Raw genomic sequence first — 25,367 nt, 5'->3', positions numbered from 1 at the left:
CGGCCCGGCGCGGCCGCATCGATGCCGGGGCATGAGGGGGTCGTCATGAGCGGTGACGTGCAGGGGAACGAGCGCACGGGGACGTCGTCCGGGCGCGGGTTCGCGATCACGGGGCTCGTCTTCGCGTTCATCATCCCGATCGTGGGCCTGATCCTCGGGCTGGTCGCGCGGCAGCGGGCGCAGCGGTCCGGATCGACGAGCGTGCTGCCGACGGTCACCATCGCGGTGTCCGCGGTGCTGATCGTCGTCGAGCTGGTGATCGGCGCCATCGTGTGGGGCCAGCTGTTCGCCACGAGCCGCTAACACCGCGGGGCCTCCCACGCAGCGGCCGGTGGCTGCTCACGCAACACGCGGCCCCGACCCTCAATTCCGCAGATCGGTCCTTGCGAGCCCGCCGCCGCGGCGAGTTGAATGTGCCCGTCGTACGGTTGCCGGCGCGATCCCTCCGATCCGCGTCGGCATCCGCGGAGCACACCCCTGGGGAGGGTCAGTGACGAAGACGGACCAGACACCGCAGCAGGCCGCCGCGCCCGCGGTCAAGCTGTCGATGCTCACGATGACCGGGATGGTCGTCGGCTCGATGGTCGGCGCGGGCGTGTTCTCCCTCCCGCGCCGGTTCGCGCAGGAGACGGGCGTCGCCGGGTCGCTGATCGCGTGGTCGATCGCCGGCGTCGGGATGCTGATGCTGGCGTTCGTCTTCCAGCTGCTGGCCAACCGGAAACCCGAGCTCGACGCGGGGGTGTACGCCTACGCGAAGGCGGGCTTCGGGCAGTTCCTCGGCTTCTTCTCGGCGATCGGGTACTGGGCGAGCGCCGGAATGGGGCTGGTCTTCTACTGGGTCTTCATCATGTCGACCATCGGCGCGGTCGTGCCGGCGCTCGGCGATGGCGACACCCTCCTCGCGATCGGCATCTCGTCGCTGGGGCTGTGGGGGTTCTTCTTCCTGATCCGCCGCGGGATCAAGGAGGCCGCCGTCATCAACCGCATCGTGACGGTCGCCAAGATCGTCCCGATCCTCGTCTTCGTGCTGCTGTGTCTGTTCGTGCTCAAGCCGGAGGTGTTCGCCGAGAACTGGGGCGGCGCCGACTACGCCGGGTCGCTGTTCGATCAGGTGACCGGCACCATGCTCGTGACCGTCTTCGTCTTCCTGGGCGTGGAGGGGGCGAGCGTGTACTCCCGGCATGCCAAGCGCCGCTCGGACGTCGGCAAGGCGACCATCCTGGGCTTCCTCAGCGTGTTCGCGATCTTCGCGTCGGTGACCATCGTGTCGTACGGGGTGCTGCCGATGGGCGAGATCGCGGAGCTCCGGCAGCCGTCGATGGGAGGCGTCCTCGCCGCGGCCGTCGGGCCGTGGGGCGCCTGGTTCGTCAGCATCGGCCTGGTCGTCTCGGTGCTGGGCGCGTACCTGGCCTGGTCGCTGATGGCGGCGGAGGTGCTCTTCGTCGCCGCCAAGGACGACGACATGCCCCGCTTCCTCGCCCGCTCGAATGCGGCCGACGTGCCGGTCCCCGCCCTGCTGATGACGGCGCTGTTCGTGCAGGTGGTCCTGGTGATCACCTACTTCTCCCACGACGCGTTCAACCTGGCGCTCGACCTGACCAGCGCGCTGACCCTCATCCCGTTCTTCCTCGTCGCCTGCTACGCGATGAAGCTCATCATCACGAGGGAGACCTATCGCGACGCGCCGCGCGGGTGGGGCCGGGAGGCGGTGATCGCGGTCCTCGCGACGCTCTACACGGCGTACCTGATCTTCGCCGCCGGGGTGACGTTCGTGCTGCTGTCGTTCATCATCTACGCCCCGGCGACCGTGCTGTTCGTGATGGCGCGGCGCGAGCAGGGCAGGCGCGTCTTCAGCGGCCGGGAGCTGATCATCCTGGCCGTCGCGATCATCGGGGCCGTCACGGGCGTCGTCGCCCTGGCCACCGGCTGGATCACTCTCTGACGAACGGACGAAGGAGCAACGATGACGGATTCACCCACCGCGCCGGCGTACGGCGTCCACTCGGAGGTCGGGCAGCTGCGGAAGGTGCTGGTGTGCTCGCCGGGGCTCGCCCACCGCCGGCTGACCCCCACCAACGCCGACGACCTGCTGTTCGACGACGTCATGTGGGTGGACAACGCCATCCAGGATCACGCCGCGTTCGTGGCCGACCTGCGCTCGAACGGCGTCGACGTGGTGGAGCTGCACGACCTCCTGGCCGAGACCGTGAGCGAGCCGGACGCCAAGTCGTGGCTGCTCGACCGCAAGATCGTCGCCGGAGAGGTCGGACTCGGCCTCATCGAGGGCACGCGCGCCTACCTCGACTCGCTCCCTCCGGCCGAGCTCGCGCGGTACCTCATCGGCGGCCTCGCGACCTCGGACCTGCCGGAGGACTACCGCACCGACTACGTGGCGCTCGCCCGCGAATCCACCGGTGTGCGCGAGTACCTGATGCCGCCGCTGCCGAACACGCTGTACACACGCGACACCACCTGCTGGATCTACGGCGGCGTCACCCTCAATCCGCTGTACTGGCCCGCCCGTCACGACGAGACGCTGCTCATGAAGGCCGTCTACGGCTTCCACCCCGACTTCCGCGACGCCACCGTCTGGTGGGGCGACCCCGAGGCCGACTGGGGGCAGGCGACCCTCGAGGGCGGCGACGTCATGCCCGTCGGTAACGGCGTCGTCCTCATCGGGATGAGCGAGCGCACCTCCCGGCACGCCATCACGCAGGTCGCGGCCGCGCTCTTCGAGCGGAACGCCGCCACGCAGGTGATCGTCGCCGGGATGCCGAAGCTCCGCGCCGCCATGCACCTCGACACCGTCTTCACCTTCGCCGACCGCGACATCGTCACCCTCTACCCGAAGATCATGGACGCGGTGCACACGTTCACGCTGGTCCCGGAGGACGTCAACCCCGGCCTCCGCGTCATCGACCACGGCAGCCGCGCCTTCGTGGACGTGGTCGCGGAGGCACTCGGCCTCCCCCGCCTCTACGTGGTGGAGACCGCCGGCGACAACTACGAGTCGGAGCGCCAGCAGTGGGACAGCGGCAACAACGCCGTCGCCCTCCGCCCCGGCGTCGTCTACGCCTACGACCGGAACACCGCGACGAACGCCCTCCTCCGGAAGGCCGGCGTGGAGGTCATCCCGATCGTCGGAGCGGAGCTCGGGCGAGGCCGGGGCGGCGGGCACTGCATGACGTGCCCGATCGTGCGGGATGCGGTGGAGTTCTGACGCGCTGGTGGTGCCGCCGGTGGTGGCGCTGGTCGTCTGAGCCCGCGACAGCGACCTGAACGGGGGGGCATCGATTGCGCCCCGCGACCGCTAGCCTCGCAAGGCGGGCCGCTGGGCCGGCGCCGCACAAGGGGGAATCCATGCACCGCCACGCCGTCCGCCGGACACTTGCACGCCTCGCTATCGTGGGGCTGATCGCCACGGGGATCGCCGTTCCGGCGGGGCTGCACGCGGCGGCACCGGCGGCGGCCGCGGCGACACCGACCGGCACGCCGGGCGGCGGGCTCTTCCATGCCCTCTCGGACCCGCGCGCCACCCTCTCGTCGCCATATGAGAATGAACTCGTGGTCGGGCCGGACGGGCGTCCGTGGTTCACGCACGGAGACAGCCTGTACTCCATCACCGCCGACGAGGTGCTGGTGCCGCACGCCCTCCCGGGTCCCGGGGGTTACGAATACGGTCCGCGGAAGCTCGTGACCGCTCCCGACGGAGCACTGTGGACGACCGGCCCCACAGGTCTGCTTCGGGTCACCGCTGACGACGTGGTCAGGCAGGTGGCCACATTCCCCGGCAACGTCGTCCAGTCCTGGGGACTCACCTCCTCCGGTACGGCCGTCGTGTCGGGCTTCGACCCAACGGCGAAGACACATACGCTCTACTGGGTCGCAGCCGACGGCACGATGACGAGTCGCCCGGACACCGCGCCCGGGGGCCAGATCATCGACCTGCAACCCGGTCCGGGAGGGAGCGTCTGGGGCTACCGGATGTTCGACCCCATGCCGTCCCTTTTCTCCTCCGACGGACGCACTCTACGACTGACCATGCCGGCCGCCGGCTGGACCCTTCGATCGTCCGGCGGGGAGGTTTTCGTCGTCTCGACCGACCACGGAGTGACCACGGTCGGCAAGCTCGAGCCGACAGGAACCTGGACAACAGTGACCTCCGATCCCGCCTTCTACGCGATCACCGACGGGGATGTCGTCTGGGGCGCCAAGGCGGCCCCCGGAGCTCCCGCCTCGCTTCACCGCCTTAAGGACCCGACCTGGCACCCGGCGCTCCCGCCGTCGTATCGCCGTCTCTCGTCCGCGTGCTGGCAACCACAGACGGCGACGCTATGGCTGGCGGCAGGGCCGGACCCGGACGACCCCTACACCACCGAGACGCTCCTGCAGGTCACGACGAAGGCGGTGACACCGCGGGCCACCGGTCACTTCACGCTCGACGGGTGTCAGACCGCGCCCGACGGCACCCTGTGGGCGAGCCAGGGGATGGCCCACGAGTTCTCACAATTCTTCCGCGTGAGCGCCGACGCGCGCCAGGTGACGTACAGCAATTACGGCGGGGCAACGGCGGCGCCCTGGATCGCCACGAACGACGGCGTCTGGACTCCCGCGGCGCCACGCCCGTCCTCGGGCCCCTCCGGAAACATCGGCCATCTCACGTTCGCGGCGACCTCGCGTATCGCCGGGTCGGACCGCTTCGAGACGGCGGCGAAGGTCTCGCAGAAGGCGTTCCCGACCGGTGCGCGGACGGTGTACCTCGCCTCCGGTCTCGACTTCCCCGACGCCCTGTCGGCCGGCCCCGCAGCGGCGAAAGCGGGAGGCCCGCTGCTGCTGACCACCGCGTGGGCGCTCCCGGCTCCTACCACCGCCGAGCTGAGACGCCTGGCACCGACGAAGGTCGTTCTGGTCGGAGGAACGACCGCGCTCAGCGCAGCCGTTGAGAAGCAGGTCCACTCGACCCTCCCCCATGCGACCGTCCAACGCCGAGCAGGCGCCGACCGTTACGCCACCGCACGCTCGATCGTCTCCACCGCGTTCGCGACGGCGCCGACCGTCTACATCGCCACCGGTGCCGCGTTCCCGGACGCGCTCAGCGCCTCCGCCGCCGCCGGCGCCGGCGGCGCACCGGTCGTCCTCGTCGACGGCCACGCGTCCACGCTGCCGGCCGAGACCACCCGCCTGATCACCGGACTGCACCCCGCGAAGATCACGGTCGTCGGCGGCCCCGCCGTCGTCTCCGCCGCCCTCCTGACCCAACTCAACCGCATCGCCCCCGCGACGCGACTGGCCGGAGCCGACCGGTTCACCACCGCGGCGAACGTCGCACGAGCGGTCTTCCCGAACGCCCACACCGCCTACCTCGCCAACGGCACCCTGTTCCCCGACGCGCTCTCCGGCGCCGTCCTCGCCGCCACGAACAAGGCACCCCTGCTCACCGTGCAGCCAGATTGCCTAGCCGACTCGACCGTCGATGCGCTCATGAAGGCCAAAGCCGCCGCGATCACGCTGGTCGGCGGCGCGAACGTGCTCAGCGGGTCAGCGTACCGGCTCACCCCGTGCACTCAGCAGAGCTGGACGTACGAGGGCTGACGATCGGGATGAACGAGAAAACCCCCGGCTGACCGGGGGTTTTCTTAAAGCTGGGGTACCTGGACTCGAACCAAGAACAACTGAACCAGAATCAGCCGTGTTGCCAATTACACCATACCCCAAGGGCTTCGGGCCAAGGCCCGGGCACGAGAAACAACTCTATCCTACGCGGCCGCAGGACTACAAAACGGCGGTCTCGTCCAGCGCCAGGCCGATCAGGTCGCGGTTGACCGCGGCCGCCACCACGGCGCCCGATCCCGCCGCCACGACGAGCTGCTGCGGGCCGGGGGCCGTCGTCTCGCCCGCCGCGTAGACGCCGGGCAGCGACGTGCGGCCGTGGCGGTCGGTGACGAGGTAGCCGTCGGCGTCGGCCTCCAGGTCGAGGGAGGAGGCGAAGGCGAGGGAGGGCGTCCACACCGGGCGCAGGAAGCCCCCCGCCCGCTCGATCACCTCGCCGTCCGCCAGCCGGATGCCGGTCATGACGCCCTTCTCCCCCACGACGTCGTCGATCGCGCGGCGCTCGACGCGCACGCCGAGCCGGGCGAGGGAGCGCTCCTCGTCGTCAGAGAGGGGGGCGACGCCGTTCGTGAAGACGATGAGGTCGTCCGTCCACTGGGTGAGCAGGAGCGCGCGCTCGGCCAGGTCGGCCGTCTCGCCGATCAGGGCCAGCGGCTCCCCCGCCTTCTCGTAGCCGTCGCACTCGACGCAGCTGTGCAGCTGGGTGCCGTAGTAGGCGCGGAGGCTCGGGATGGCCGGCATGGCCTCCGCCACCCCGGTCGCGACGACGACCGCGTCGGCCAGCACGTCGATGTCGGCGCCGCCGCGCACGCCGCGGCCGGTGACCGCGAAGCCGCTCGACTCCACGGTGACCGATCCGACCTGCGCGAACACCACCGACGCGTTGTCGTACGCTGCGACCTCCTCGCGGCCCATCCGGCGCAGCTCCAGCGGAGGGATGCCGTCGCGGGTGATGAAGCCGTGCGCCATCAGCGTGGCCGCGTGCCGCGGGCGGTTGCCGTCGACCAGCAGCACCCGGCGGCGCGCCCTCGCGAGGTTGAGCGCCGCCGACAGGCCAGCGGGGCCGCCGCCGACGACGACGACCTCGTAGCGTTCGGCCCGCTCCGCACCGGTCACCGCGGCCGCCTTACGCCAGCGCCGCCGACAGCCGGTCGAGCCGGGCGATGGTCTCGGCCTTGCCGAGGATCTCCATCGACTCGAACAGCGGGGGCGACACCCGGCGACCCGAGACGGCGACACGCAGCGGGCCGAAGGCCACGCGCGGCTTCAGGCCCAGCGCCTCCACCAGCGCGTCGCGCAGCGCGGACTCGATGGCGTCGTGCGTCCAGTCGGCCTCCGGCACGAGCTCGAGGGCGTTGAGGGAGGCGGCGAGCACCTCGCCGGCGTTCGCGGGCAGGGAGGCGCGGGCGTCCTCCTCCACGACGAGCGCGTCGGCGGTGGTGAACAGGAAGCCGAGCATGCCCGGCGTCTCGCCCAGCAGCTGCACGCGCTCCTGCACGAGCGGCGCGGCGGCGGCCAGGATCTCGCGCTGCGCGGCCGTCAGCGGCTCGCTGACGACCCCGGCGGCCACGAGGTACGGGATGGTCCGCTCGGCGAAGTCCGCGACCTCCAGCAGCCGGATGTGGTCGCCGTTGATCGACTCGGCCTTCTTCTGGTCGAAGCGGGCCGGGTTCGGGTTCACGTCGGCGACGTCGAAGGCGGCGACCAGCTCGTCGATCGAGAACACGTCGCGGTCGTGGCTGAGCGACCAGCCGAGCAGGGCGAGGTAGTTGACCAGCCCCTCCGGGATGAAGCCGCGGTCGCGGTGGTGGAACAGGTTCGACTCGGGGTCGCGCTTCGACAGCTTCTTGTTGCCCTCGCCCATCACGTAGGGCAGGTGACCGAAGCGCGGCACGAACGTCGTGATCCCCGCGTCGATGAGCGCGTGGTACAGCGCGATCTGACGCGGGGTGGACGAGAGGAGGTCCTCGCCGCGCAGCACGTGGGTCACGCCCATGAGGGCGTCGTCGACCGGGTTCACGAACGGGTACAGCGGGTGCCCGTTCGGCCGCACGACGACGAAGTCGCTGAACGACCCGGCCGGGAAGGTGATCTCGCCGCGCACCAGGTCGTCGAAGCTCAGGTCGTCGTCCGGCACGCGGAGGCGCAGCGCCGGCTGACGGCCCTCGGCCCGGTAGGCGGCCTTCTGCTCCTCGGTGAGGTCGCGCTCGAAGTTGTCGTAGCCCAGCTTGGGGTCGCGGCCGAGCGAGATGTTGCGCGCCTCGATCTCCTCGCCGGTGGCGAAGCTCTCGTAGATGTGACCGGAGGCCTTGAGGGTCTCGATGACCTCGCCGTAGATCTCGTAGCGCTGCGACTGCCGGTACGGGCCGTGCGGGCCGCCGACGTTCACGCCCTCGTCCCAGTCGAGCTTCAGCCAGTTGAGCGCGTCGATGATCTGCGCGTAGCTCTCCTCGCTGTCGCGGGCCGCGTCGGTGTCCTCGATGCGGAAGATGAGCTTGCCGCCGGTGTGCCGCGCGTACGCCCAGTTGAACAGGGCCGTGCGGATGAGCCCGACGTGCGGGGTGCCGGTGGGCGACGGGCAGAACCGGACGCGCACGTCGGCGCCGGTCGCGGTCGAGAAGGGGTGCGATGCGATGTCAGACATACCGCTTCGATCCTACTTGGCGGCCCGCACCGGGTTCACCAGCGAGCCGACGCCGTCCACCTCCACCTCGACGGTGTCGCCGGCGAGGATCGGCCCGACGCCCGACGGGGTGCCGGTCAGGATGACGTCGCCCGGCAGCAGCGTGAAGACGCTGGACGCGTACGCGATGATCTCGGGGATGGAGTGCACCATGTCGCTGATCGGCGCCTCCTGCTTGAGCTCGCCGTTCACGCGCGTGCGGAGCACGGCGGCCGGGTCGAGCTCGGTCTCGATGACCGGGCCGAGCGGGCAGAAGGTGTCGAAGCCCTTGGCGCGCGTCCACTGGCCGTCCTTCTTCTGCAGGTCGCGGGCCGTGACGTCGTTGGCGGCGGTGTAGCCGAAGATGTGCTCGGCGGCGTTCTCGGCCTTCACGTGGCGGGCGATCTTGCCGATGACGACCGCCAGCTCGCCCTCGTAGTCCACCTGCTGCGACTGCGGCGGCAGGAGGATCGGGTCGCCCAGGCCGATGACCGACGTGTTGGGCTTGAGGAACAGCAGCGGCTCCTCCGGCGCCTCCCCGCCCATCTCGGCGGCGTGCTCGCGGTAGTTCTTACCCACCGCGACGACCTTGGAGCGCGGGATGACCGGCGCGAGCAGCGAGCCGACCTTGCCGAGCGGCACCCGCTCACCGGTGGTGTCGAACCCGGTGAACAGCGGGTCGCCCGCGAGGACGACGAGCGCGTCCTCGTCGACGATGCCGTAGTCGATGGAGCCTTCGTGACTGAACCGTGCGATCTTCACGGATTCGAGCCTAGTGCGGCGGTCGAGCCGGTGCGGCTGCTCAGCTCAGCCGGTGCGGCTGCTCAGCTCAGAGCGGCGACGATCCTCGCCACCCCCGGCAGCGGGAGGCCGTGCCGCTCCCCCACGCGCAGCAGCGCTCCGCCGATCGCGTCGAGCTCGCTGGGCGCCCCGGCGGCGAGGTCCTCCTGCAGGGAGGTGCGCATCCCGCCGGGCACGCTGTGGAGCGTACGCACCAGGTCGAGCTCGGAGGCGGCGACGCCCTCGGCGGCGGAGCAGGCGACGATCTCGGCGACGACCGCCTCCGTCAGCTCCGGGTCCTCGCTGAGCGCCGGACCGGCGGGCTGCCGCCAGTACGACGTGAGCAGGGCGAGCGCCGCGAGCAGGCGGAACTTGCCCCACAGCACCTCGGCCTCGGAGCCGCGCACGCGGACGCGCGGACCGGCGCCCTCCAGCGCACGGATGACGGCGGACTCCGCCGCGGCCTCCGGCGCCTCGATGTTCACGAACGGACTGCGGTGGTCGATCACCGCGGGCGAGAGCCGCAGGGCCGAGACGGCGATGGAGGCGCCGGCGACCGGGGTGCCGGGCAGCGCCTCCCGCAGCACGGGCATGTGCTCGACGCCGTTGAGGACCGAGACGACCTCGGCGGGCCGCGCCCGCGCGATCGCCGGGAGGACGTCCTCCAGCCCGTACGCCTTGGTCGCGACGATCACGTGTGCGCCGTCGGGGACGGCCGTGTCGGCCGCCACCCGCTGCACCCCGTCGCCGAACGACGCGCTGCGCAGCTCGATCCCGTGCTCGCGGATCGCGTCGACCGCGCGCGGCCGCCCGACCGCGACGACCTCGTGACCGGAGCGGGCGAGGAGCCACGCGAGCAGCCCGCCGACCGCACCCGGTCCGACGACGGCGACGACGCCGTCGAGGGGCGCCGATGTGCCGGAATCAGGCCTGCTTTCCGACATATCGACGCCCCTCGTGGGATGGCTGGACGCGGGGGTTACGCGTCGAGGCGGTACATCCAGTTGTGGCGGTCGCGCACGCGGCCGTACTGGATGCCGGTCAGCTCCTCGCGCAGCGACATGGTCAGCTCGCCGGGAGGCGCGGTGATGTCCCCGACCGTGAACGTGTCGGACTTGAGCTCGCCGATGGGCGTGATCACGGCGGCGGTGCCGCAGGCGAACACCTCGACGATGTCGCCGGACTCCACGCCGTCGCGCCACTCGTCGATCGTCACCCGGCGGCGCTCCACCGTGTGACCGCGGTCGCGGGCGAGCTGCAGCACGGAGTCGAGGGTGATGCCCTCGAGGATGCTGGGCGAGTCGGGGGTCACCAGGGTGCCGTCCTTGTAGACGAGCACCACGTTCATGCCGCCGAGCTCTTCGAGGTACTTGCCCTCGACCGAGTCGAGGAAGAGCACCTGAGCGCAGCCGTGCTCGTACGCCTCGGACTGCGGCAGGAGGCTGGAGGCGTAGTTGCCGCCGGTCTTCGCCGCTCCGGTGCCGCCCTGACCGGCGCGCGACCAGTGGTCGGACAGCCAGATGGAGACCGGGGCGACGCCGCTCGGGAAGTACGCGCCCGCGGGGCTCGCGATCAGGTAGTACGCCACCTTGTTGGCGGGACGCACACCGAGGAAGGCCTCCTTGGCGAACATGAAGGGGCGGAAGTAGAGGCTCGTCTCGGGCGCCGACGGCACCCAGTCGCCGTCCACAGCGACGAGCTGCTTGAGCGAGTCGAGGAAGTGCTCGACCGGCAGCTCGGGCAGGGCGAGGCGGTAGGCCGAGCGCTGCATGCGGGCGGCGTTGGCCTCGGGGCGGAACGTCCAGATCGAGCCGTCCTCGTGGCGGTACGCCTTCAGACCCTCGAAGATCTCCTGCGCGTAGTGCAGCACGGCGGCCGCCGGGTCGAGCTGGATGGGGCCGTACGGCGAGACGCGCGGCCGGTGCCAGCCTCCCTTGGCCGACCAGCACAGGTCGACCATGTGGTCGGTGAAGTGGTTGCCGAAGCCAGGGTCGGCCAGGATCGCGGCGCGCTCTGCGGCGTCGCGGGCCGCCTCGTTGCGCGTGACGTTCCAGAGCAGCCCGCTGGTCTCGGTGGGTCCGCTGGTGAGGTTGATGCTGGTGGAGGCGTTCATGGGTGTCCTTCGACGAGACGGTCTACTAATTCTGCGCCACCCGGGCGGCGATCGCGTCGCCGATCTCGGCGGTGGTACGCGTCGCTCCGGTTCGGGCGGCCAGGTCGGCGGTCACCGCGGACTCGACCCGCTCGGCGAGCTCCCGGGCGCCGAGATGGCGGAGCAGGAGCGCGACCGACAGGATCGCGGCGGTGGGGTCGGCCTTCTGCTGGCCGGCGATGTCGGGGGCCGATCCGTGAACCGGCTCGAACATGCTGGGGAACTCGCCCGAGGGGTTGATGTTGCCCGAAGCGGCCAGTCCGATGCCGCCGCTGATCGCGGCCGCGAGGTCGGTGAGGATGTCGCCGAAGAGGTTGTCCGTGACGATCACATCAAATCTAGCAGGGTCGGTGACGAGGAAGATCGTGGCAGCGTCGACGTGCAGGTAGTCGACCGCGACCTCCGGGTGCTCGGCGGCGACCGCGTCCACGACCCGCTTCCAGAGGCCGCCCGCGAAGGTCAGCACGTTGGTCTTGTGCACGAGCGTGAGCCGCTTGCGGCGCTGCTCGGCCTGCTGGAACGCGTAGCGGACGACGCGCTCGACGCCGAAGGCCGTGTTCACCGACACCTCGTTGGCGATCTCGTGCGGGGTGCCCTGGCGGATCGCGCCGCCGTTGCCGACGTACGGGCCCTCCGTGCCCTCGCGCACGACGACGAAGTCGACCTCGCCCGGGTTCGCGAGCGGGCTGGCGATGCCGGGGAACAGCGTGGTCGGGCGCAGGTTCACGTAGTGGTCCAGCGAGAAGCGCAGCTTGAGGAGGAGGCCGCGCTCGATGTTGGCGCCCACGAGCCGCGGGTCGCCCGGCGTGCCGCCGACCGCGCCCAGCAGGATGGCGTCGTGGGAGGCGATCGCGGCCAGGTCGTCGTCGGTCAGCACGTCGCCGGTCGCCAGGTAGCGGTCGGCGCCGAGCGAGAACGCGGTCTTCTCGAAGGCCGGGCCGCCGCCGGCCGTGACCGCGTCGAGCACCTTCACGGCCTCCGCGATGACCTCCGGACCGATGCCGTCGCCGGGGATGACGGCGAGGCGGACGGTCTGCGCGGTGGTGGGCGAGGTGACGTTCTGCGGCATGGCGCTCCTGCACGGATCGGTGGGCGGGACTCTCCCGCTACCCTATCGCCGCGCCAGCAGGCGGGCGGTGCTCAGGCGCGGATGCGGCGGAGTGCGACCAGCGCGAGCACGCCGGCGGCGGCGACCAGGGCGATCCCGATCGTCGCGGTCACGCCCACCCCGCTGTCGAACGCCGCCCGCGCGGAGGCGAGCAGCTCGTCGGCGAGCCCGGTGGGCAGCGAGCCGGCCACCGAGGTCGCGCCTCCCAGCGTCTCCCTGGCGGCGTCGGACTGCGCGGCGGTGAGCCCGTCCGGCAGCCGGAGGTTCGCCCGGTACGACGCCGTGATGATGGTGCCGAGGGTCGCGGTGCCCAGCACCGCGCCCAGCTCGTAGGCGGTCTCGGAGACGGCGGAGGCCGCTCCCGCCTTCGCCGCCGGCGCGGTCGCGAGCACCAGCTCGTTCGAGACCGTCTCCGCGGCGCCGATCCCCGCGCCCAGGAGCACGAAGGCGGTGAGCAGGAGGCCCCACGACACCGCTCCCCCGGTCAGCGCGATGAGCAGGTACCCGACGGCGGAGAGCGCGAGGCCGCTCGCGATCACGATGCCGGGCCGCACCCGGCGCGCGATCGGGACCACCACCAGCCCGGCCACGATCATCGTCACGAGGCCCGGCAGCAGCACGAGTCCCGACTGCAGCGGCGTCAGGCCGATGACCAGCTGGAGGTGCTGCGAGACGAAGAAGAGGAAGCCGACCAGCGAGACGACGCTGAGCAGGTTGATGAGCACCGCGCCGCTGAACGCCGGGGCGCGGAACAGCCGCACGTCGAGCATCGGCACAGGGCGCCGCAGCTGCCGCCGCACGAACAGCGCGCCGGCGGCGACGCCGACCACGATGGCGAGCACGGCGAGCACCGACAGGCCGTCGACCGCGAGCGACTTGATCCCGTAGACGATCGGCGCCATGGTGACCAACGACAGCAGGATGCTGACCGGGTCGACCGGTCCGGGCTGCGGGTCGCGCGACTCGGCCACCAGCAGCGGCGCGAGCACCAGCAGCGGCACGAGGACCGGCACGGCGAGGAGGAACACCGACCCCCACGCGAAGTGCTCCAGCAGCACCCCGCCCACGATCGGGCCGAGCGCCGAACCGGCCGCGAAGCCGGACGCCCAGATCGCGACCGCGAGCCTCCGCTGGTCGCGGTCGAGGAAGGTGCTGCGCAGCAGCGACAGTGTGGACGGCATCAGCATCGCGCCGAAGAAGCCGAGCACCGCGCGGGCGCCGATCAGCACCTCCGCGGTCGGGGCGAACGCGGCGGCGACCGAGACCGCGGCGAAGCCCGTCGCGCCGATCAGCAGCAGGCGGCGGCGGCCGATGCGGTCTCCCAGGCTGCCCATGGCGACCAGGAGGCCGGCCAGCACGAGCGGGTACACGTCGACGATCCAGAGCATCCCGGTCGCGCTGGGCTCGAGCGCCTCGGAGATGGACGGGAGGGCGAAGCTCAGGACCGTGTTGTCGACCGACACGAGCAGGGTCGGCAGCATGAGCACCGCGAGCGCTGCCCAGCCGCGCGCGCCCGCCCGGGGGCTGGAGACGGCGGGCAGGGAGGCGGTGGTGGTCATGCAGCTACTGTACCGTCTGGACGGTACAGTAGGCAATCGGCGGCGCGCCGCAGCCGGGCTAGCATGACTGCATGCCGTCGAGCGCCGCCTCCCCCGCCCAGCCTCCCGCCCGCGACCGCATCCTGGACGCGTTCGCGGAGCTGCTGGGCGAGCAGAGCGAGCGTGCGGCGACCCTCGACGCCGTCGCCGCCCGCGCCGGCGTCTCCAAGGGCGGCCTGCTCTACCACTTCGCGTCCAAGGACGCCCTGGTCGACGGCCTCCTCGAACGCCTGCGGGCGAGCGTCGCCGATGACGTCGAGCGGATGCGCGCGGCGCCGGAGGGCCCGGTCGACTACTTCATCCGCACCTCGATCGCGAGCGGGTCGCCCGAATCGCAGGAGTTCGAGCGCAGCATCGTCGCCGTCGCCCGCCTCGCGCAGGGCGCAGACCAGCGCGCCCGCGACGCCCTCGCGGCCATGCAGCAGGACTGGCTGGGGGTGCTGGAGGAGGCGGTCGGCGACCCGATCGTCGCCCGCACGATCATGCTGCTCGGCGACGGCATCTACTACAACACCGCCCTGCTCCCCTCGGGCGCCGGCGTGCTCAGCGAACCCGCCGACCTGGAGCGGCTGCTGGAGCTGGTCCACCGCCTCGCCGCACGCGACTGAGCGAGACCCCGCCTCAGGCGAGCGCGGTCAGCAGCCGGCGGAGCGAGTGCCTGGTCCGATCGTCCGCCGCCGTCTCGATCGCGCGACGCAGCTCCACCGCCGCATCGTCCTGGCGCCCCGCGAGGCGCAGCAGCTCCGCCCTCGCGGCGTGCACCTGCGACGCCAGCACCCCGCCGGCCAGCCCGGGATCGCGGGCGAGTTCGTCCAGCGCGACCTCCGGCCCGGCGTCCGGGCTGTGCGCGAGGGCGACGATCCGGCCCAGCCGCGCGGACGGACTGGGCCAGCGCCGCACCAGCCCGTCGTACAGCCGCACGATCGCCGGCCAGTCGGTGGCCGCCCAGCTCGGCGCGATGGCGTGCAGTCCCGCGATCCCGGCCTGCAGCCCGAACCGGCCGTCGCCCGCCAGCCCGGCCGTCGCATACCGCTCCCCCTCGGCGACGAGCGTCGCGTCCCAGCGCGACCGGTCCGCCTCCCGGAGCGTCGCGAAGTCGCCCTCGGCCGTGAGCCGGGTCGCCTGGCGCGCCTCGGTCAGCAGCAGGAGTCCCAGGAGGCCGGCACTCTCGGGTCCCGGTGCCACCCGGTGGGCGTCCCGCGCGAGGGCGACGGCGTCCGCGCGCAGGCGGTCGTCCTCCCGGGGGTCGTCGGCCACCCCGGTGTGCGCGGCGGAGTACAGGAGGTGGATCGTGGTGAGCGCGTCGGGCATCCGCTCCGCCACGGCAGCGGGGTCGTCGAGGGTGAAGCGGATGCCGGAGGCGTGGATGCGCTTCTTCGCCCGCGTGAGCCGGGCCGCCATCGTCGACTCGGGAACGAGGAAGGCGTCGGCGATCCGCGCGGTCGGCACGCCGCACACGAACCGCAGGGCGAGCGCCACCCGCGCCTCGGGGGCGAGGTCCGGGTGCGCGACGAGGAGGATCAGCTCCAGCCGCTCGTCACCCGTGAACACGTCGACCCCTCCCGCCGTCTCGGCGGCCTCCCGCGCGTCGGCCTCCCGCGCGTCGGTCTCCCTGGTGGCCTCGGCGGCGATCGACGGCGCCGCGCGCGCCGCCGTCCGCTCACGCCGCAGCGCGTCCAGCGCGACCCGCCTGGCCACGGTCGTGATCCAGGCGGCGGCGTTGGCCGGTTCGCGGCCGCGCGCCGCTTCGGCCACCGCGCGCGCGAACGCCTCCTGCACCGCCTCCTCGGCGAGCAGGAGGTCGCCCGTCGTCCGCGCCACCGCGCCCAGGATGCGCGGGGCGTCGTCGCGATATGCGCGCTCGATCCCGGTGGCCGCCCTCACGCGGCTCCCGGCGAAAGCCCGGCCGGCGTCATCCGACCGTGTCGAGCACCAGGACCGGGTACAGCTCGATCCAGCCGCCCGTCGGGACCAGCGCGGCGAGCTCCCGCGCCTGCCCAGGGCTCGCGGCGGTGAAGCTGTAGAAGCCGGTGATCACCTCGCGCGTCTCCCCGAACGGCCCGTCCGTGTAGAGCGGGGCGCCATCGGCACCGGGCGTGATCCGCGTCGCGCGGTCGGCGGCCTGCAGCGCACTGCTGGCCACGATGCGCTCCCCGGCCGCGGCCACCGCGTCCTGGAAGGCCTTGTGCCCGGCCATGCCGGCCTGCCACTGCTCGGGCGTCATGGTGTCCGGGTTCCACTCGGGCTCCCGGATCAGCAGAACGTACTCGTCGGACATCGTGTCTCCTCACGTCGTATGAACAGCGATATCCCTACGACGTCAGTCAACCGCCGGAATCGACAGCCGGCGAGAAATATCTTCCCGCCGGCCGCCGCCCGGCTCAGGCCTCGGTGATGTCGATCTCCTGCATGAGGTCGGCATCGATCGCGACGCGCACCTTCTCGAGCAGGCCCTCCGGCACGCGCGAGTCGACGGTGAGGACGCTGAGCGCCTTGCCGCCGGCCGAGGTGCGGGCGATCTGCATGCCGGCGATGTTGATCTTCGCCTCGCCGAACTCGCGGCCGTAGACCGCGACGATGCCGGGGCGGTCGTCGTAGACCATGACGACGAGGTGCTCGGCGACCGGCACCTCCACGTCGTAGCCGTTGATGCCGACGATCTTCTCGATCTGCTTCGGGCCGGTCAGGGTGCCGGAGACCGAGATCTGCGAGCCGTCGCTGAGCGCGCCGCGCAGCGTGATGAGGTTGCGGTACTCCTCGCTCACCGAGTCGGTGATCAGGCGCACCTCGATGCCGCGCTGCTCGGCAAGCAGCGGCGCGTTGACGTACGAGACCGTCTCGCTGACGATGTTCGTGAAGATGCCCTTGAGCGCCGCGAGCTTGAGCACGCTGACGTCGTAGTCGACGAGCTCGCCGCGGACCTCCACGTCGACGCTCGTGAGCGGGCTATGGGCGAGGCCCGAGAAGACCTGGCCGAGCTTCTCCACGAGCGGGATGCCCGGGCGCACGTACGGGTCGATGACGCCGCCGGCGACGTTGACCGCGTCGGGCACCAGCTCGCCCGAGAGCGCGAGGCGCACCGAGCGCGCGACCGAGACGCCGGCCTTCTCCTGCGCCTCGTCGGTGGAGGCGCCGAGGTGCGGCGTGACGATCACGTTCTCGAGGGCGAGCAGCGGCGAGTCCGCGGGAGGCTCCGTGACGAACACGTCGAGGCCGGCGCCGGCGATGCTGTGCGTGGTGAGGGCGCGGTACAGCGCGTCCTCGTCGATGAGGCCGCCGCGGGCCACGTTCACGATGAAGGCGGTCGGCTTCATCAGCGCGAGCTGGTCGTCGCTGATCATGCCGGTCGTCTCCGGCGTCTTCGGCATGTGGATGGTGATGAAGTCGGCCTGGGCGAGCAGCTCGTCGAGGGTGACGAGCTGCACGCCGAGCTGCTGCGCCCGCGCCGAGGTCACGTACGGGTCGTACGCGATCACGTTCGTGCCGAACGCCTGCAGGCGGGCGGCGATGAGCGCGCCGATGCGGCCGAGGCCGATGATGCCGATGGTCTTCTCGTACAGCTCGACGCCGGTGTACTTCGAGCGCTTCCACTGCCCCTGCGCGAGCGCGCTGTGCGCGGCCGGGATGTGGCGGGCGAGGCTCAGGATGTGGCCGACGGTCAGCTCCGCCGCCGAGATGATGTTGGAGGTCGGGGCGTTGACGACCATGACGCCCGCGGTGGTCGCGGTCTTGATGTCGACGTTGTCGAGGCCGACGCCCGCACGGGCGACCACCTTGAGCTGCTTGGCGGCGCCGATGACCTCGGCGTCGACCTTCGTCGCGGAGCGCACCAGGATGGCGTCGGCGTCGGCGACGGCGGAGAGCAGCGCCGGCCGGTCGGTGCCGTCCACGTTCCGGATCTCGAAGTCGGGCCCCAGGGCGTCGACGGTGGCGGGCGAGAGTTCTTCGGCGATCAGGACGACCGGCTTTGTCACGTGGCAGTTCCTAACAGTGGTGCGAGGGCTGGCTTGGGAGAAGTGCGCCACGGGCGTTGGGGCGCGGTCGGGTTAACTCTAGCGGGAGGCGTATGCCTGCTTTCGCCGCGTTACGGGCGCTCTGGGCGGCCGGCGGGCAGGATGGTACGGTGACCGCCCTCGAGATCGCCCAGCTCTCCGTCCGCATCGCGCTGGCGGCGGTCTTCGTCGTCATGGGCGCGCTGCACTTCGTGCCGGGGCCGTCGCGGGCGATGGCGGCGATGATCCCGCCGGCGCTGCGCCGGCTGCGCGCGATGTCGCCGCGGATGCTCGTCGCCGTCACCGGAGTGTGCGAGCTGGCGGGAGGGGTCGGGCTGCTCCTCCCCGCGACCCGCGTCGCCGCCGCGCTCTGCCTTGCGGTGTTCCTGGTCGCGGTGTTCCCGGCGAACGCCTACGCCGCGCGCTTCCCCGACCGCTTCGGCGTCTTCGCGACGCCGGTGCTGCCGCGGGCGGCGCTGCAGCTGGTGCTGATCGCGCTGTGCGTGTTCTGCGCGCTGCCGGTGGGGTGATCGGGGTCGGAGTCTCTCGGGACTCGGCCCCGACGATCCGGACCTAACGTGCCCGGCGCACCGCCGCGACCGCGGCCCCGACCACGACGGGATCGGTGATGTCGTACTCGAGGGCGCCTCCGCCCGGGCCGCTGGGCGCGCTGCGGACGCTGCCGCGCGCAGAGAGGTGCACCGCGTCCACTCCGGCGGCGACGAGGGCCGGGATGTCCTCCACGCGCACTCCTCCGCCCGCCATGAGCTGCACCCGCCCGGCCGACCGCTCGGCGAACGCGCGGAGCGAGCGGACGCCGTCGATGCTGCGCTCGGCGCCGCCGGACGTGAGCACGCGGGTCACACCGGCCTCCGCCAGCTGCTCGATCGCCTCGCCCGGGTCGGTGACGATGTCGAACGCGCGGTGGAACGTGACCGCGAGGCCGTCCGCCGCCGCGACGAACCGGTCGACGGCGCGGCGGTCGACGCGGCCGTTCTCATCGAGGGCGCCTACGACGACGCCGGCCGCGCCCTCCTCGTGGGCGAAGCGGATGTCGGCGACGGTCGTCGCGATCTCGTCGTCGCCGTAGACGAAGCCGCCGCCGCGCGGCCGGATCAGCACGTGCACGTAGGCCGGCCGCTGGGCCGCTGCGGCGGCCGCCACGGCGGCGCGCAGCAGGCCTGCCGACGGCGTGAGGCCGCCCAGGCCGAGCGCGGAGCAGAGCTCCACCCGATCGGCGCCCTGGGCGAGGGCGACACGCACGCCCGCCACGTCCTGCGCCGCGATCTCGACGGCGACCGGTCCGGTCATGGCAGCTCCTCGGTCGATCTGATGGCGGCGGAAACGCCGGAGGGTGCCGCCTCCGTGCGGAGGCGACACCCTCAGGGTAGCGTCGCGGTTCGCGGCCGGGGCCGCGGACCGTGGTCAGTGCCGCTGGATCAGCGGGCGACCTCGCCGTCGACGTAGTCGTCGTCGTTCGAGGCGTTCCAGGCGAACAGCTTGCGCAGCTCGCGGCCGGTGGCCTCGATCGGGTGCTGCTCGCCCTTCTTGCGCAGGGCGAGGAACTCCGGCGCGCCGGCGTCCTGGTCGGCGATGAAGCGCTTGGCGAAGGTGCCGTCCTGGATGTCGGAGAGGACCGCCTTCATGTTCTCCTTGACGTGCGGGTCGATGACGCGCGGGCCAGAGACGTAGTCGCCGTACTCGGCCGTGTCGGAGACGCTCCAGCGCTGCTTGGCGATGCCGCCCTCCCACATCAGGTCCACGATGAGCTTGAGCTCGTGCAGCACCTCGAAGTACGCGACCTGCGGCTGGTAGCCGGCCTCGGTCAGCGTCTCGAAGCCGTACTGGACGAGCTGCGAGACACCACCGCACAGGACGGCCTGCTCGCCGAAGAGGTCTGTCTCGGTCTCCTCGGTGAAGGTGGTCTTGATGCCGCCGGCACGGAGGCCGCCGATGCCCTTGGCGTACGAGAGGACGAGCGGCCAGGCGTTGCCGGTCGCATCCTTCTCGACGGCGACGATCACGGGAACGCCGCGGCCGGCCTCGTACTCGCGACGGACGGTGTGGCCGGGGCCCTTGGGGGCGACCATGATCACGTCGACGCCCTCAGGGGCCTCGATGTAGCCGAAGCGGATGTTGAAGCCGTGCCCGAAGACGAGCGCGTTGCCCTCCTCCAGGTTGCCCTGGATGTCCTCCGCGTACAGGTGACGCTGCACCTGGTCGGGCGCGAGGATGACGATGACGTCGGCCCACTTGGCGGCGTCGGCGGCGGAGAGGACGCGGAAGCCCGCCTCCTCGGCCTTGGGCTTCGACTTCGAGCCCTCCTTGAGGCCGATGACGACCTCGACGCCAGAGTCGCGGAGGTTCTGCGCGTGCGCGTGGCCCTGCGAGCCGTAGCCGATGACGGCGACCTTCTTGTTCTGGATGATCGAGAGGTCGGCGTCGTTGTCGTAATAGATCTCAGCCACTGGGGGTTTCTCCTTCTTGTGTGGTTCTCGTTCGTCGCCGCCCGGAGGCGGTTCAGTTCTTGAAGACGCGCTCGGTGATGGACTTCGAGCCGCGGCCGATCGCGAGCAGGCCCGACTGGGCCATCTCCTTGATGCCGTATGGCTCGAGCACCTTGAGCAGCGCCTGGGTCTTGCCGCTGTCGCCGGTCACCTCGATCACGAGCGCGTCGGTCGCCACGTCGACGACCCGCGCCCGGAAGAGGTTGACCGCCTCCAGGACCTGGGACCGGGTGGAGTTGTCCACCCGCACCTTGATCAGCAGGTGCTCGCGCTGCACCGACTGGGACGGGTCGAGCTCGACGATCTTGATCACGTTGATCAGCTTGTTGAGCTGCTTGGTGACCTGCTCCAGCGGGAGGTCCTCGACATCGACGACGACGGTGATGCGCGAGAGGCCGTCGACCTCGCTCGTTCCCACCGCCAGCGAGTGGATGTTGAAGCCGCGGCGGGCGAACAGCCCCGCCACGCGGGTCAGCAGACCGGGCTTGTCCTCGACGAGGAGGCTCAGAACATGCGTGCTCATGGGGTCACTCCTCTCCGAAGGCCGGGCTGTGGTCGCGGGCGTACTGCACGTAGCTGTTGCTGACGCCCTGCGGGACCATCGGCCACACCATGGCGTCGGCGCTGACGACGAAGTCGATCACGACCGGGCGGTCGTTGGTCTCCAGCGCCAGCTTGATGGCCGCGTCGACCTCCTCCTCCTTGGTCACACGGATGCCGAGGGCGCCGTACGCCTCCGCCATCGTGACGAAGTCCGGGATGCGGACGGTGTCGTGACCGGTGTTGAGGTCGGTGTTGGAGTAGCGGCCGTCGTAGAACAGCGTCTGCCACTGGCGCACCATCCCGAGCGACGAGTTGTTGATGATCGCCACCTTGATCGGGATGTTGTTGATCGTGCAGGTGGCGAGCTCCTGGTTCGTCATCTGGAAGCAGCCGTCGCCGTCGATCGCCCACACGACGCGGTCGGGCTGGGCGACCTTCGCGCCCATCGCGGCCGGGACCGAGTAGCCCATCGTCCCGGCGCCGCCCGAGTTGAGCCACGAGTTCGGCCGGTCGTAGGTGATGAACTGCGCCGCCCACATCTGGTGCTGGCCGACGCCCGCGGTGTACACCGCCTCCGGGCCGGTCAGCTCGCCGATCCGCTGGATGACGTGCTGCGGAGCCAGCAGGCCGTCACTCGTCGGGGTGTACCCGAGCGGGAACTCCTCACGGAGCCCGTCGAGGTAGGTCCACCACTCGGAGAGGTCCGGCTTGGCGGACCGGGACGCGTCCTGGAACGCGGCGGTCAGATCGACGATGACGTCCTTGGCATCGCCGACGATGGGGACGTCGGCCATGCGGATCTTGGAGATCTCGGCCGGGTCGACGTCGACGTGCACGATCTTGGCGTTGGGCGCGAACAGGGAGGTGTTCCCCGTCACGCGGTCGTCGAAGCGGGCTCCGAGCGACACGATGAGGTCGGACTCCTGCAGCGACAGCACGGCCGGGACCGTGCCGTGCATGCCGGGCATGCCGAGGTGCTGCTTGTGCGAGTCCGGGAAGGCGCCGCGCGCCATGAGCGTCGTCACGACCGGCGCGCCGGTCGCCTCGGCGAGCGCGATCAGCTCCTGGGAGGCCCGGGAGCGGATCACGCCGCCGCCGACGTAGAGCACCGGCTTCTTGGCCTCGGTGAGCAGCTGGGCCGCCGCGAGGATCTGCTTGCCGTGCGCCTTGGTGATCGGCCGGTAGCCCGGCAGGTCGACCTTGGGCGGCCAGACGAACGGCGCGGTGTTCTGCTGCGCGTCCTTGGTGATGTCGACGAGCACGGGGCCGGGGCGGCCGGTGCCGGCGATGTGGTACGCCGCCGCGATCGTGGCCGGGATCTCCTCCACGCTCTTCACGAGGAACGAGTGCTTCGTGATCGGCATGGTGATGCCGACGATGTCGGCCTCCTGGAAGGCGTCCGTGCCCATGAGGGTCGAGAACACCTGCCCGGTGATGAACACCACGGGGACGGAGTCCATGTGCGCGTCCATGATCGAGGTGACGAGGTTCGTCGCGCCGGGGCCGGAGGTCGCCATCGCGACCCCGACCTTGTTGCCGGCGACCGCGTAGCCCTCGGCCGCGTGCCCGCCGCCCTGCTCGTGGCGGACGAGAATGTGGCGGATCTTCTCCGAGTCGACGATGGCGTCGTAGATCGGGAGGATCGCGCCGCCGGGCAGGCCGAACACGTCGGTGACGCCGAGGAGCTCGAGCGTGCGGACGACGGCCTGCGAGCCGGTCAGTTGTTCGGGCGACGCCTTGCCGGGCGTCGCGGACGGCAACACAGTGCTGGGGGTTGCATCCGAGGACATGCCTTATCGGTCCCTTACGTACGAAACGGGTGAACAGCTGGCTGGAGGCGAAGGACTACCCCGTGACCGCGCCCTCTGCTGCAGAGCGCACGAGCTTGGAGTACTTCGCGAGAACGCCACGGGTATAGCGCGGAGGGAGAGGCGCCCAGCCTTCTCGGCGGGCGGTCAGCTCTGACTCGTCGACCAGTAGGTCGAGGGAGCGAGCCGCGATATCGACCCGTATCAGATCACCATCGCGCACGAAGGCGATGGGACCAGCGTCCACCGCTTCGGGTGCTATGTGGCCGATGCACAGGCCGGTTGTGCCGCCTGAGAATCGTCCGTCCGTCAATAGTAGTACATCCTTTCCGAGCCCCGCGCCCTTGATGGCGGCGGTGATGGCGAGCATCTCGCGCATGCCTGGGCCGCCCTTGGGCCCCTCGTAGCGGATGATGACCACGTCGCCGGCGTAGATGCGGCCCTCGGTCAGGGCGTCCATGGCCTCGCGCTCACGCTCGAACACGCGCGCGGGGCCCTCGAACACATCGGCGTCGAAGCCGGCGGTCTTGACGACCGCACCCTCGGGGGCGAGCGAGCCCTTGAGGATGGTCAGGCCGCCGGTGGGGTGGATCGGGTCGTCGAGCTTTCGCATGACCTTGCCGTCGGGCGCGGGCGGGTTGATCTCGGCGAGGTTCTCGGCGACGGTCTTGCCGGTCACCGTGAGGCAGTCGCCGTGTAGCAGGCCCGCGTCGAGCAGCGCCTTCATGACGACCGGGACGCCGCCGTGGCGGTCGACGTCGTTCATGACGTACTTGCCGAAGGGCTTGAGGTCGCCGATGTGCGGGACCTTCGAGCCGATCCGGTTGAAGTCGTCGATGGTGAGGTCGACGTCGGCCTCGTGCGCGATGGCGAGCAGGTGCAGCACGACGTTGGTCGAGCCGCCGAACGCCATGGCGACGGCGATGGCGTTCTCGAAGGCCTTCTTGGTCAGGATGTCGCGCGCGGTGATCCCCTGCTTGAGCAGGTTGACAACGGCCTCGCCCGAGCGGTGGGCGTAGTAGTCGCGGCGGCGGTCGGCCGAGGGCGGAGCGGCCGAGCCGGGGAGGCTCATACCCAGCGCCTCGGCGACGGAGGCCATCGTGTTGGCGGTGTACATGCCGCCGCAGGCGCCCTCGCCCGGGGCGATGGCGCACTCGATGCGCTTGAGGTCCTCTTCGCTCATCTTGCCCGCCTTGCAGGCGCCGACGGCCTCGAAGGAGTCGATGATGGTGACGTCTTTCTCGGTGCCGTCGGAGAGCTTCACCCAGCCCGGGGCGATGGAGCCCGCGTAGAGGAAGACCGCCGAGAGATCGAGCCGGGCCGCTGCCATCAGCATGCCGGGGAGGGACTTGTCGCAGCCGGCGAGCAGGACCGTGCCGTCGAGGCGCTCGGCCATCATGACGGTCTCGACGGAGTCGGCGATGACCTCGCGCGAGACGAGCGAGAAGTGCATGCCCTCGTGGCCCATCGAGATGCCGTCGGAGACGGAGATGGTGCCGAACTGCAGGGGGTAGCCGCCACCCGAGTGGACGCCCTCCTTGGCGCCCTGCGCGAGGCGGTCGAGCGAGAGGTTGCAGGGCGTGATCTCGTTCCACGAGCTCGCGATGCCGATCTGGGGCTTCTCCCAGTCCTCGTCGCCCATGCCGACCGCGCGGAGCATGCCGCGGCTGGTGGTGGCTTCGATTCCGTCCGTGACCACGCGCGAGCGCGGCTTCCAATCGATCTCAGGCATGGATCAACTCTAGGACGTCTCGGATGCCGCTCCGTTCACACGTTGTGAACCGGTGGAGAACCCGCTGGACGGCTCAGGCTGTGGAGGCCGCGCGCGCCTCCGCGAGCAGGGTCAGCAGCGTCGCGATCGCCCGCTCGTCGGCCACGCGGTACTGCGCAGCGGTCTCGCCGCGCCCGACCTTGATGCCGACGTCCTCCCCCGGGCGCAGCACGCGGAAGCCGTCCTCGTCTGTCACGTCGTCGCCGGCGAAGATGACCGCGGTGGCGCCGGTGTACTCGCGCAGCCGCTCCACGCCGTCGCCCTTGTCAGCACCGCGCACGGAGAACTCGATGATGTCCTTGCCGTCGCGGATGGTGAGCGCGTCGCTCACGCTCGCGGCGGCCTCCCGCGCCCGGCGCACGACGTCGGGCCCGTGCTCGTCGGCGACCAGCCGGTAGTGCACGCCGAAGCCGACCGGCTTCACCTCCAGCTTGAGGCCGGGCAGGGAGTCGACGACCTCCTGCAGCACCTCCCCGAGCCGCTCCAGCGTGCGGCGCTCGTCGTCGCTGAGGTCGAGGGAGACGCCGTCGCGGCCGAACCGGATCTCGACGCCGTGCGAGCCGATCAGCAGCGCGTCCTCGTCGGCCTCGGTGACCGCCTGGAGGCTGTCGAGCGGCCGGCCGGAGACGTACGCCACCCAGGTCCGCGGCAGCTTCTCGAGCCGGTCGAGCGCCGCCTTCGACTCTGGCAGCGCCCGTGCGCCGCGCGGCACGTCGACGAAGGGCGCGAGCGTTCCGTCGAAGTCCATCGCGACCAGCAGTCGGTCGGTCTCGGCGAGCCGCCGCACCGCCGGGGGGCGGGGGGCGGGGGCGGGGGGGGGGGGGGGGGGGGGGGGG

Annotated in this window: 22 protein-coding genes and 1 tRNA gene; 6 read left to right on the top strand and 17 right to left on the bottom strand. The window is 71.3% G+C overall.

Features of this window, described 5'->3' with window-relative positions; translation table 11 throughout:
- Positions 1–45 precede the first annotated feature (45 nt).
- The 4 genes from ACR9ZG_RS02550 to ACR9ZG_RS02535 all read left to right on the top strand — a co-directional run bounded on the left by ACR9ZG_RS02550 (position 46) and on the right by ACR9ZG_RS02535 (position 5,592).
- Positions 46–303 carry a hypothetical protein gene (locus ACR9ZG_RS02550; protein WP_481283251.1) on the top strand — a complete coding sequence of 86 codons (258 nt, stop codon included), beginning with the start codon at positions 46–48 and terminating at the stop codon, positions 301–303.
- A 187-nt stretch (positions 304–490) separates the two neighbouring features.
- Complete coding sequence (locus ACR9ZG_RS02545; protein WP_481283250.1) at positions 491–1,942, top strand: basic amino acid/polyamine antiporter; 1,452 nt, start codon at positions 491–493, stop codon at positions 1,940–1,942.
- Between the two features lie 21 nt (positions 1,943–1,963).
- Positions 1,964–3,220: an arginine deiminase gene (locus ACR9ZG_RS02540; protein ID WP_481283249.1), complete on the top strand. Its 1,257-nt coding sequence runs from the start codon at positions 1,964–1,966 to the stop codon at positions 3,218–3,220.
- 185 nt (positions 3,221–3,405) lie between these two features.
- Positions 3,406–5,592, top strand: coding sequence for a cell wall-binding repeat-containing protein (locus ACR9ZG_RS02535; protein ID WP_481283248.1), 2,187 nt, complete (start codon positions 3,406–3,408; stop codon positions 5,590–5,592).
- Between the two features lie 50 nt (positions 5,593–5,642).
- Here ACR9ZG_RS02535 and ACR9ZG_RS02530 read toward each other — a convergent pair.
- From ACR9ZG_RS02530 to ACR9ZG_RS02495, 8 genes are all read right to left on the bottom strand, one after another.
- Positions 5,643–5,714, bottom strand: a tRNA-Gln gene (locus ACR9ZG_RS02530).
- A 58-nt stretch (positions 5,715–5,772) separates the two neighbouring features.
- On the bottom strand, positions 5,773–6,726 hold the full coding sequence (locus ACR9ZG_RS02525; protein ID WP_481283247.1) for an NAD(P)/FAD-dependent oxidoreductase: 954 nt from the start codon (positions 6,724–6,726) through the stop codon (positions 5,773–5,775).
- Between the two features lie 10 nt (positions 6,727–6,736).
- On the bottom strand, positions 6,737–8,254 hold the full coding sequence (gltX, locus tag ACR9ZG_RS02520; protein WP_481283246.1) for a glutamate--tRNA ligase: 1,518 nt from the start codon (positions 8,252–8,254) through the stop codon (positions 6,737–6,739).
- A 12-nt stretch (positions 8,255–8,266) separates the two neighbouring features.
- The gene (locus ACR9ZG_RS02515) at positions 8,267–9,034 is read right to left on the bottom strand and encodes a fumarylacetoacetate hydrolase family protein (RefSeq protein WP_481283245.1); all 768 of its coding nucleotides are present in this window, start codon (positions 9,032–9,034) and stop codon (positions 8,267–8,269) included.
- 62 nt (positions 9,035–9,096) lie between these two features.
- A complete protein-coding gene (locus tag ACR9ZG_RS02510) occupies positions 9,097–9,996 on the bottom strand; it encodes a ketopantoate reductase family protein (protein WP_481283244.1) in 900 nt (299 codons plus the stop codon).
- Between the two features lie 35 nt (positions 9,997–10,031).
- Positions 10,032–11,165, bottom strand: a complete 1,134-nt coding sequence (locus tag ACR9ZG_RS02505; protein ID WP_481283243.1) for a branched-chain amino acid aminotransferase — start codon at positions 11,163–11,165, stop codon at positions 10,032–10,034.
- Positions 11,166–11,190: 25 nt separating this feature from the next.
- Entirely contained in the window at positions 11,191–12,273 is a 1,083-nt protein-coding gene (locus ACR9ZG_RS02500; RefSeq protein ID WP_481283242.1) for a 3-isopropylmalate dehydrogenase, read from the bottom strand.
- A 71-nt stretch (positions 12,274–12,344) separates the two neighbouring features.
- Entirely contained in the window at positions 12,345–13,871 is a 1,527-nt protein-coding gene (locus ACR9ZG_RS02495; protein WP_481283241.1) for an MFS transporter, read from the bottom strand.
- 71 nt (positions 13,872–13,942) lie between these two features.
- Between ACR9ZG_RS02495 and ACR9ZG_RS02490 the strand changes: the two genes are divergently transcribed.
- On the top strand, positions 13,943–14,518 hold the full coding sequence (locus tag ACR9ZG_RS02490; RefSeq protein ID WP_481283240.1) for a TetR/AcrR family transcriptional regulator: 576 nt from the start codon (positions 13,943–13,945) through the stop codon (positions 14,516–14,518).
- Between the two features lie 13 nt (positions 14,519–14,531).
- Here ACR9ZG_RS02490 and ACR9ZG_RS02485 read toward each other — a convergent pair whose 3' ends face one another.
- The 3 genes from ACR9ZG_RS02485 to serA all read right to left on the bottom strand — a co-directional run bounded on the left by ACR9ZG_RS02485 (position 14,532) and on the right by serA (position 17,884).
- On the bottom strand, positions 14,532–15,794 hold the full coding sequence (locus ACR9ZG_RS02485; protein WP_481283239.1) for an RNA polymerase sigma factor: 1,263 nt from the start codon (positions 15,792–15,794) through the stop codon (positions 14,532–14,534).
- A 28-nt stretch (positions 15,795–15,822) separates the two neighbouring features.
- A complete protein-coding gene (locus ACR9ZG_RS02480) occupies positions 15,823–16,188 on the bottom strand; it encodes a YciI family protein (RefSeq protein ID WP_481283238.1) in 366 nt (121 codons plus the stop codon).
- 103 nt (positions 16,189–16,291) lie between these two features.
- Positions 16,292–17,884, bottom strand: a complete 1,593-nt coding sequence (serA, locus tag ACR9ZG_RS02475) for a phosphoglycerate dehydrogenase (protein ID WP_481283237.1) — start codon at positions 17,882–17,884, stop codon at positions 16,292–16,294.
- A gap of 149 nt (positions 17,885–18,033) precedes the next feature.
- Between serA and ACR9ZG_RS02470 the strand changes: the two genes are divergently transcribed.
- The gene (locus ACR9ZG_RS02470) at positions 18,034–18,432 is read left to right on the top strand and encodes a DoxX family protein (protein ID WP_481283236.1); all 399 of its coding nucleotides are present in this window, start codon (positions 18,034–18,036) and stop codon (positions 18,430–18,432) included.
- A gap of 43 nt (positions 18,433–18,475) precedes the next feature.
- On the opposite strand, the gene ACR9ZG_RS02465 is transcribed toward ACR9ZG_RS02470, so the two are convergent.
- The 6 genes from ACR9ZG_RS02465 to otsB all read right to left on the bottom strand — a co-directional run bounded on the left by ACR9ZG_RS02465 (position 18,476) and on the right by otsB (position 25,318).
- A complete protein-coding gene (locus ACR9ZG_RS02465) occupies positions 18,476–19,213 on the bottom strand; it encodes a copper homeostasis protein CutC (protein WP_481283235.1) in 738 nt (245 codons plus the stop codon).
- Positions 19,214–19,341: 128 nt separating this feature from the next.
- On the bottom strand, positions 19,342–20,370 hold the full coding sequence (ilvC, locus tag ACR9ZG_RS02460) for a ketol-acid reductoisomerase (protein WP_481283234.1): 1,029 nt from the start codon (positions 20,368–20,370) through the stop codon (positions 19,342–19,344).
- Positions 20,371–20,422: 52 nt separating this feature from the next.
- Positions 20,423–20,932 carry an acetolactate synthase small subunit gene (gene ilvN / locus ACR9ZG_RS02455; protein ID WP_481283233.1) on the bottom strand — a complete coding sequence of 170 codons (510 nt, stop codon included), beginning with the start codon at positions 20,930–20,932 and terminating at the stop codon, positions 20,423–20,425.
- 4 nt (positions 20,933–20,936) lie between these two features.
- Positions 20,937–22,742, bottom strand: a complete 1,806-nt coding sequence (locus tag ACR9ZG_RS02450) for an acetolactate synthase large subunit (protein WP_481283232.1) — start codon at positions 22,740–22,742, stop codon at positions 20,937–20,939.
- 55 nt (positions 22,743–22,797) lie between these two features.
- A complete protein-coding gene (gene ilvD, locus ACR9ZG_RS02445; protein ID WP_301209209.1) occupies positions 22,798–24,492 on the bottom strand; it encodes a dihydroxy-acid dehydratase in 1,695 nt (564 codons plus the stop codon).
- 73 nt (positions 24,493–24,565) lie between these two features.
- The gene (gene otsB / locus ACR9ZG_RS02440) at positions 24,566–25,318 is read right to left on the bottom strand and encodes a trehalose-phosphatase (protein ID WP_481283285.1); all 753 of its coding nucleotides are present in this window, start codon (positions 25,316–25,318) and stop codon (positions 24,566–24,568) included.
- Positions 25,319–25,367: the final 49 nt, after the last annotated feature.

This window comes from Leifsonia sp. KNZ12-8B, from assembly GCF_056755495.1.
Note: the sequence above shows the minus strand (reverse complement) of the source record. Positions and strands in the feature narration are given on the sequence as shown.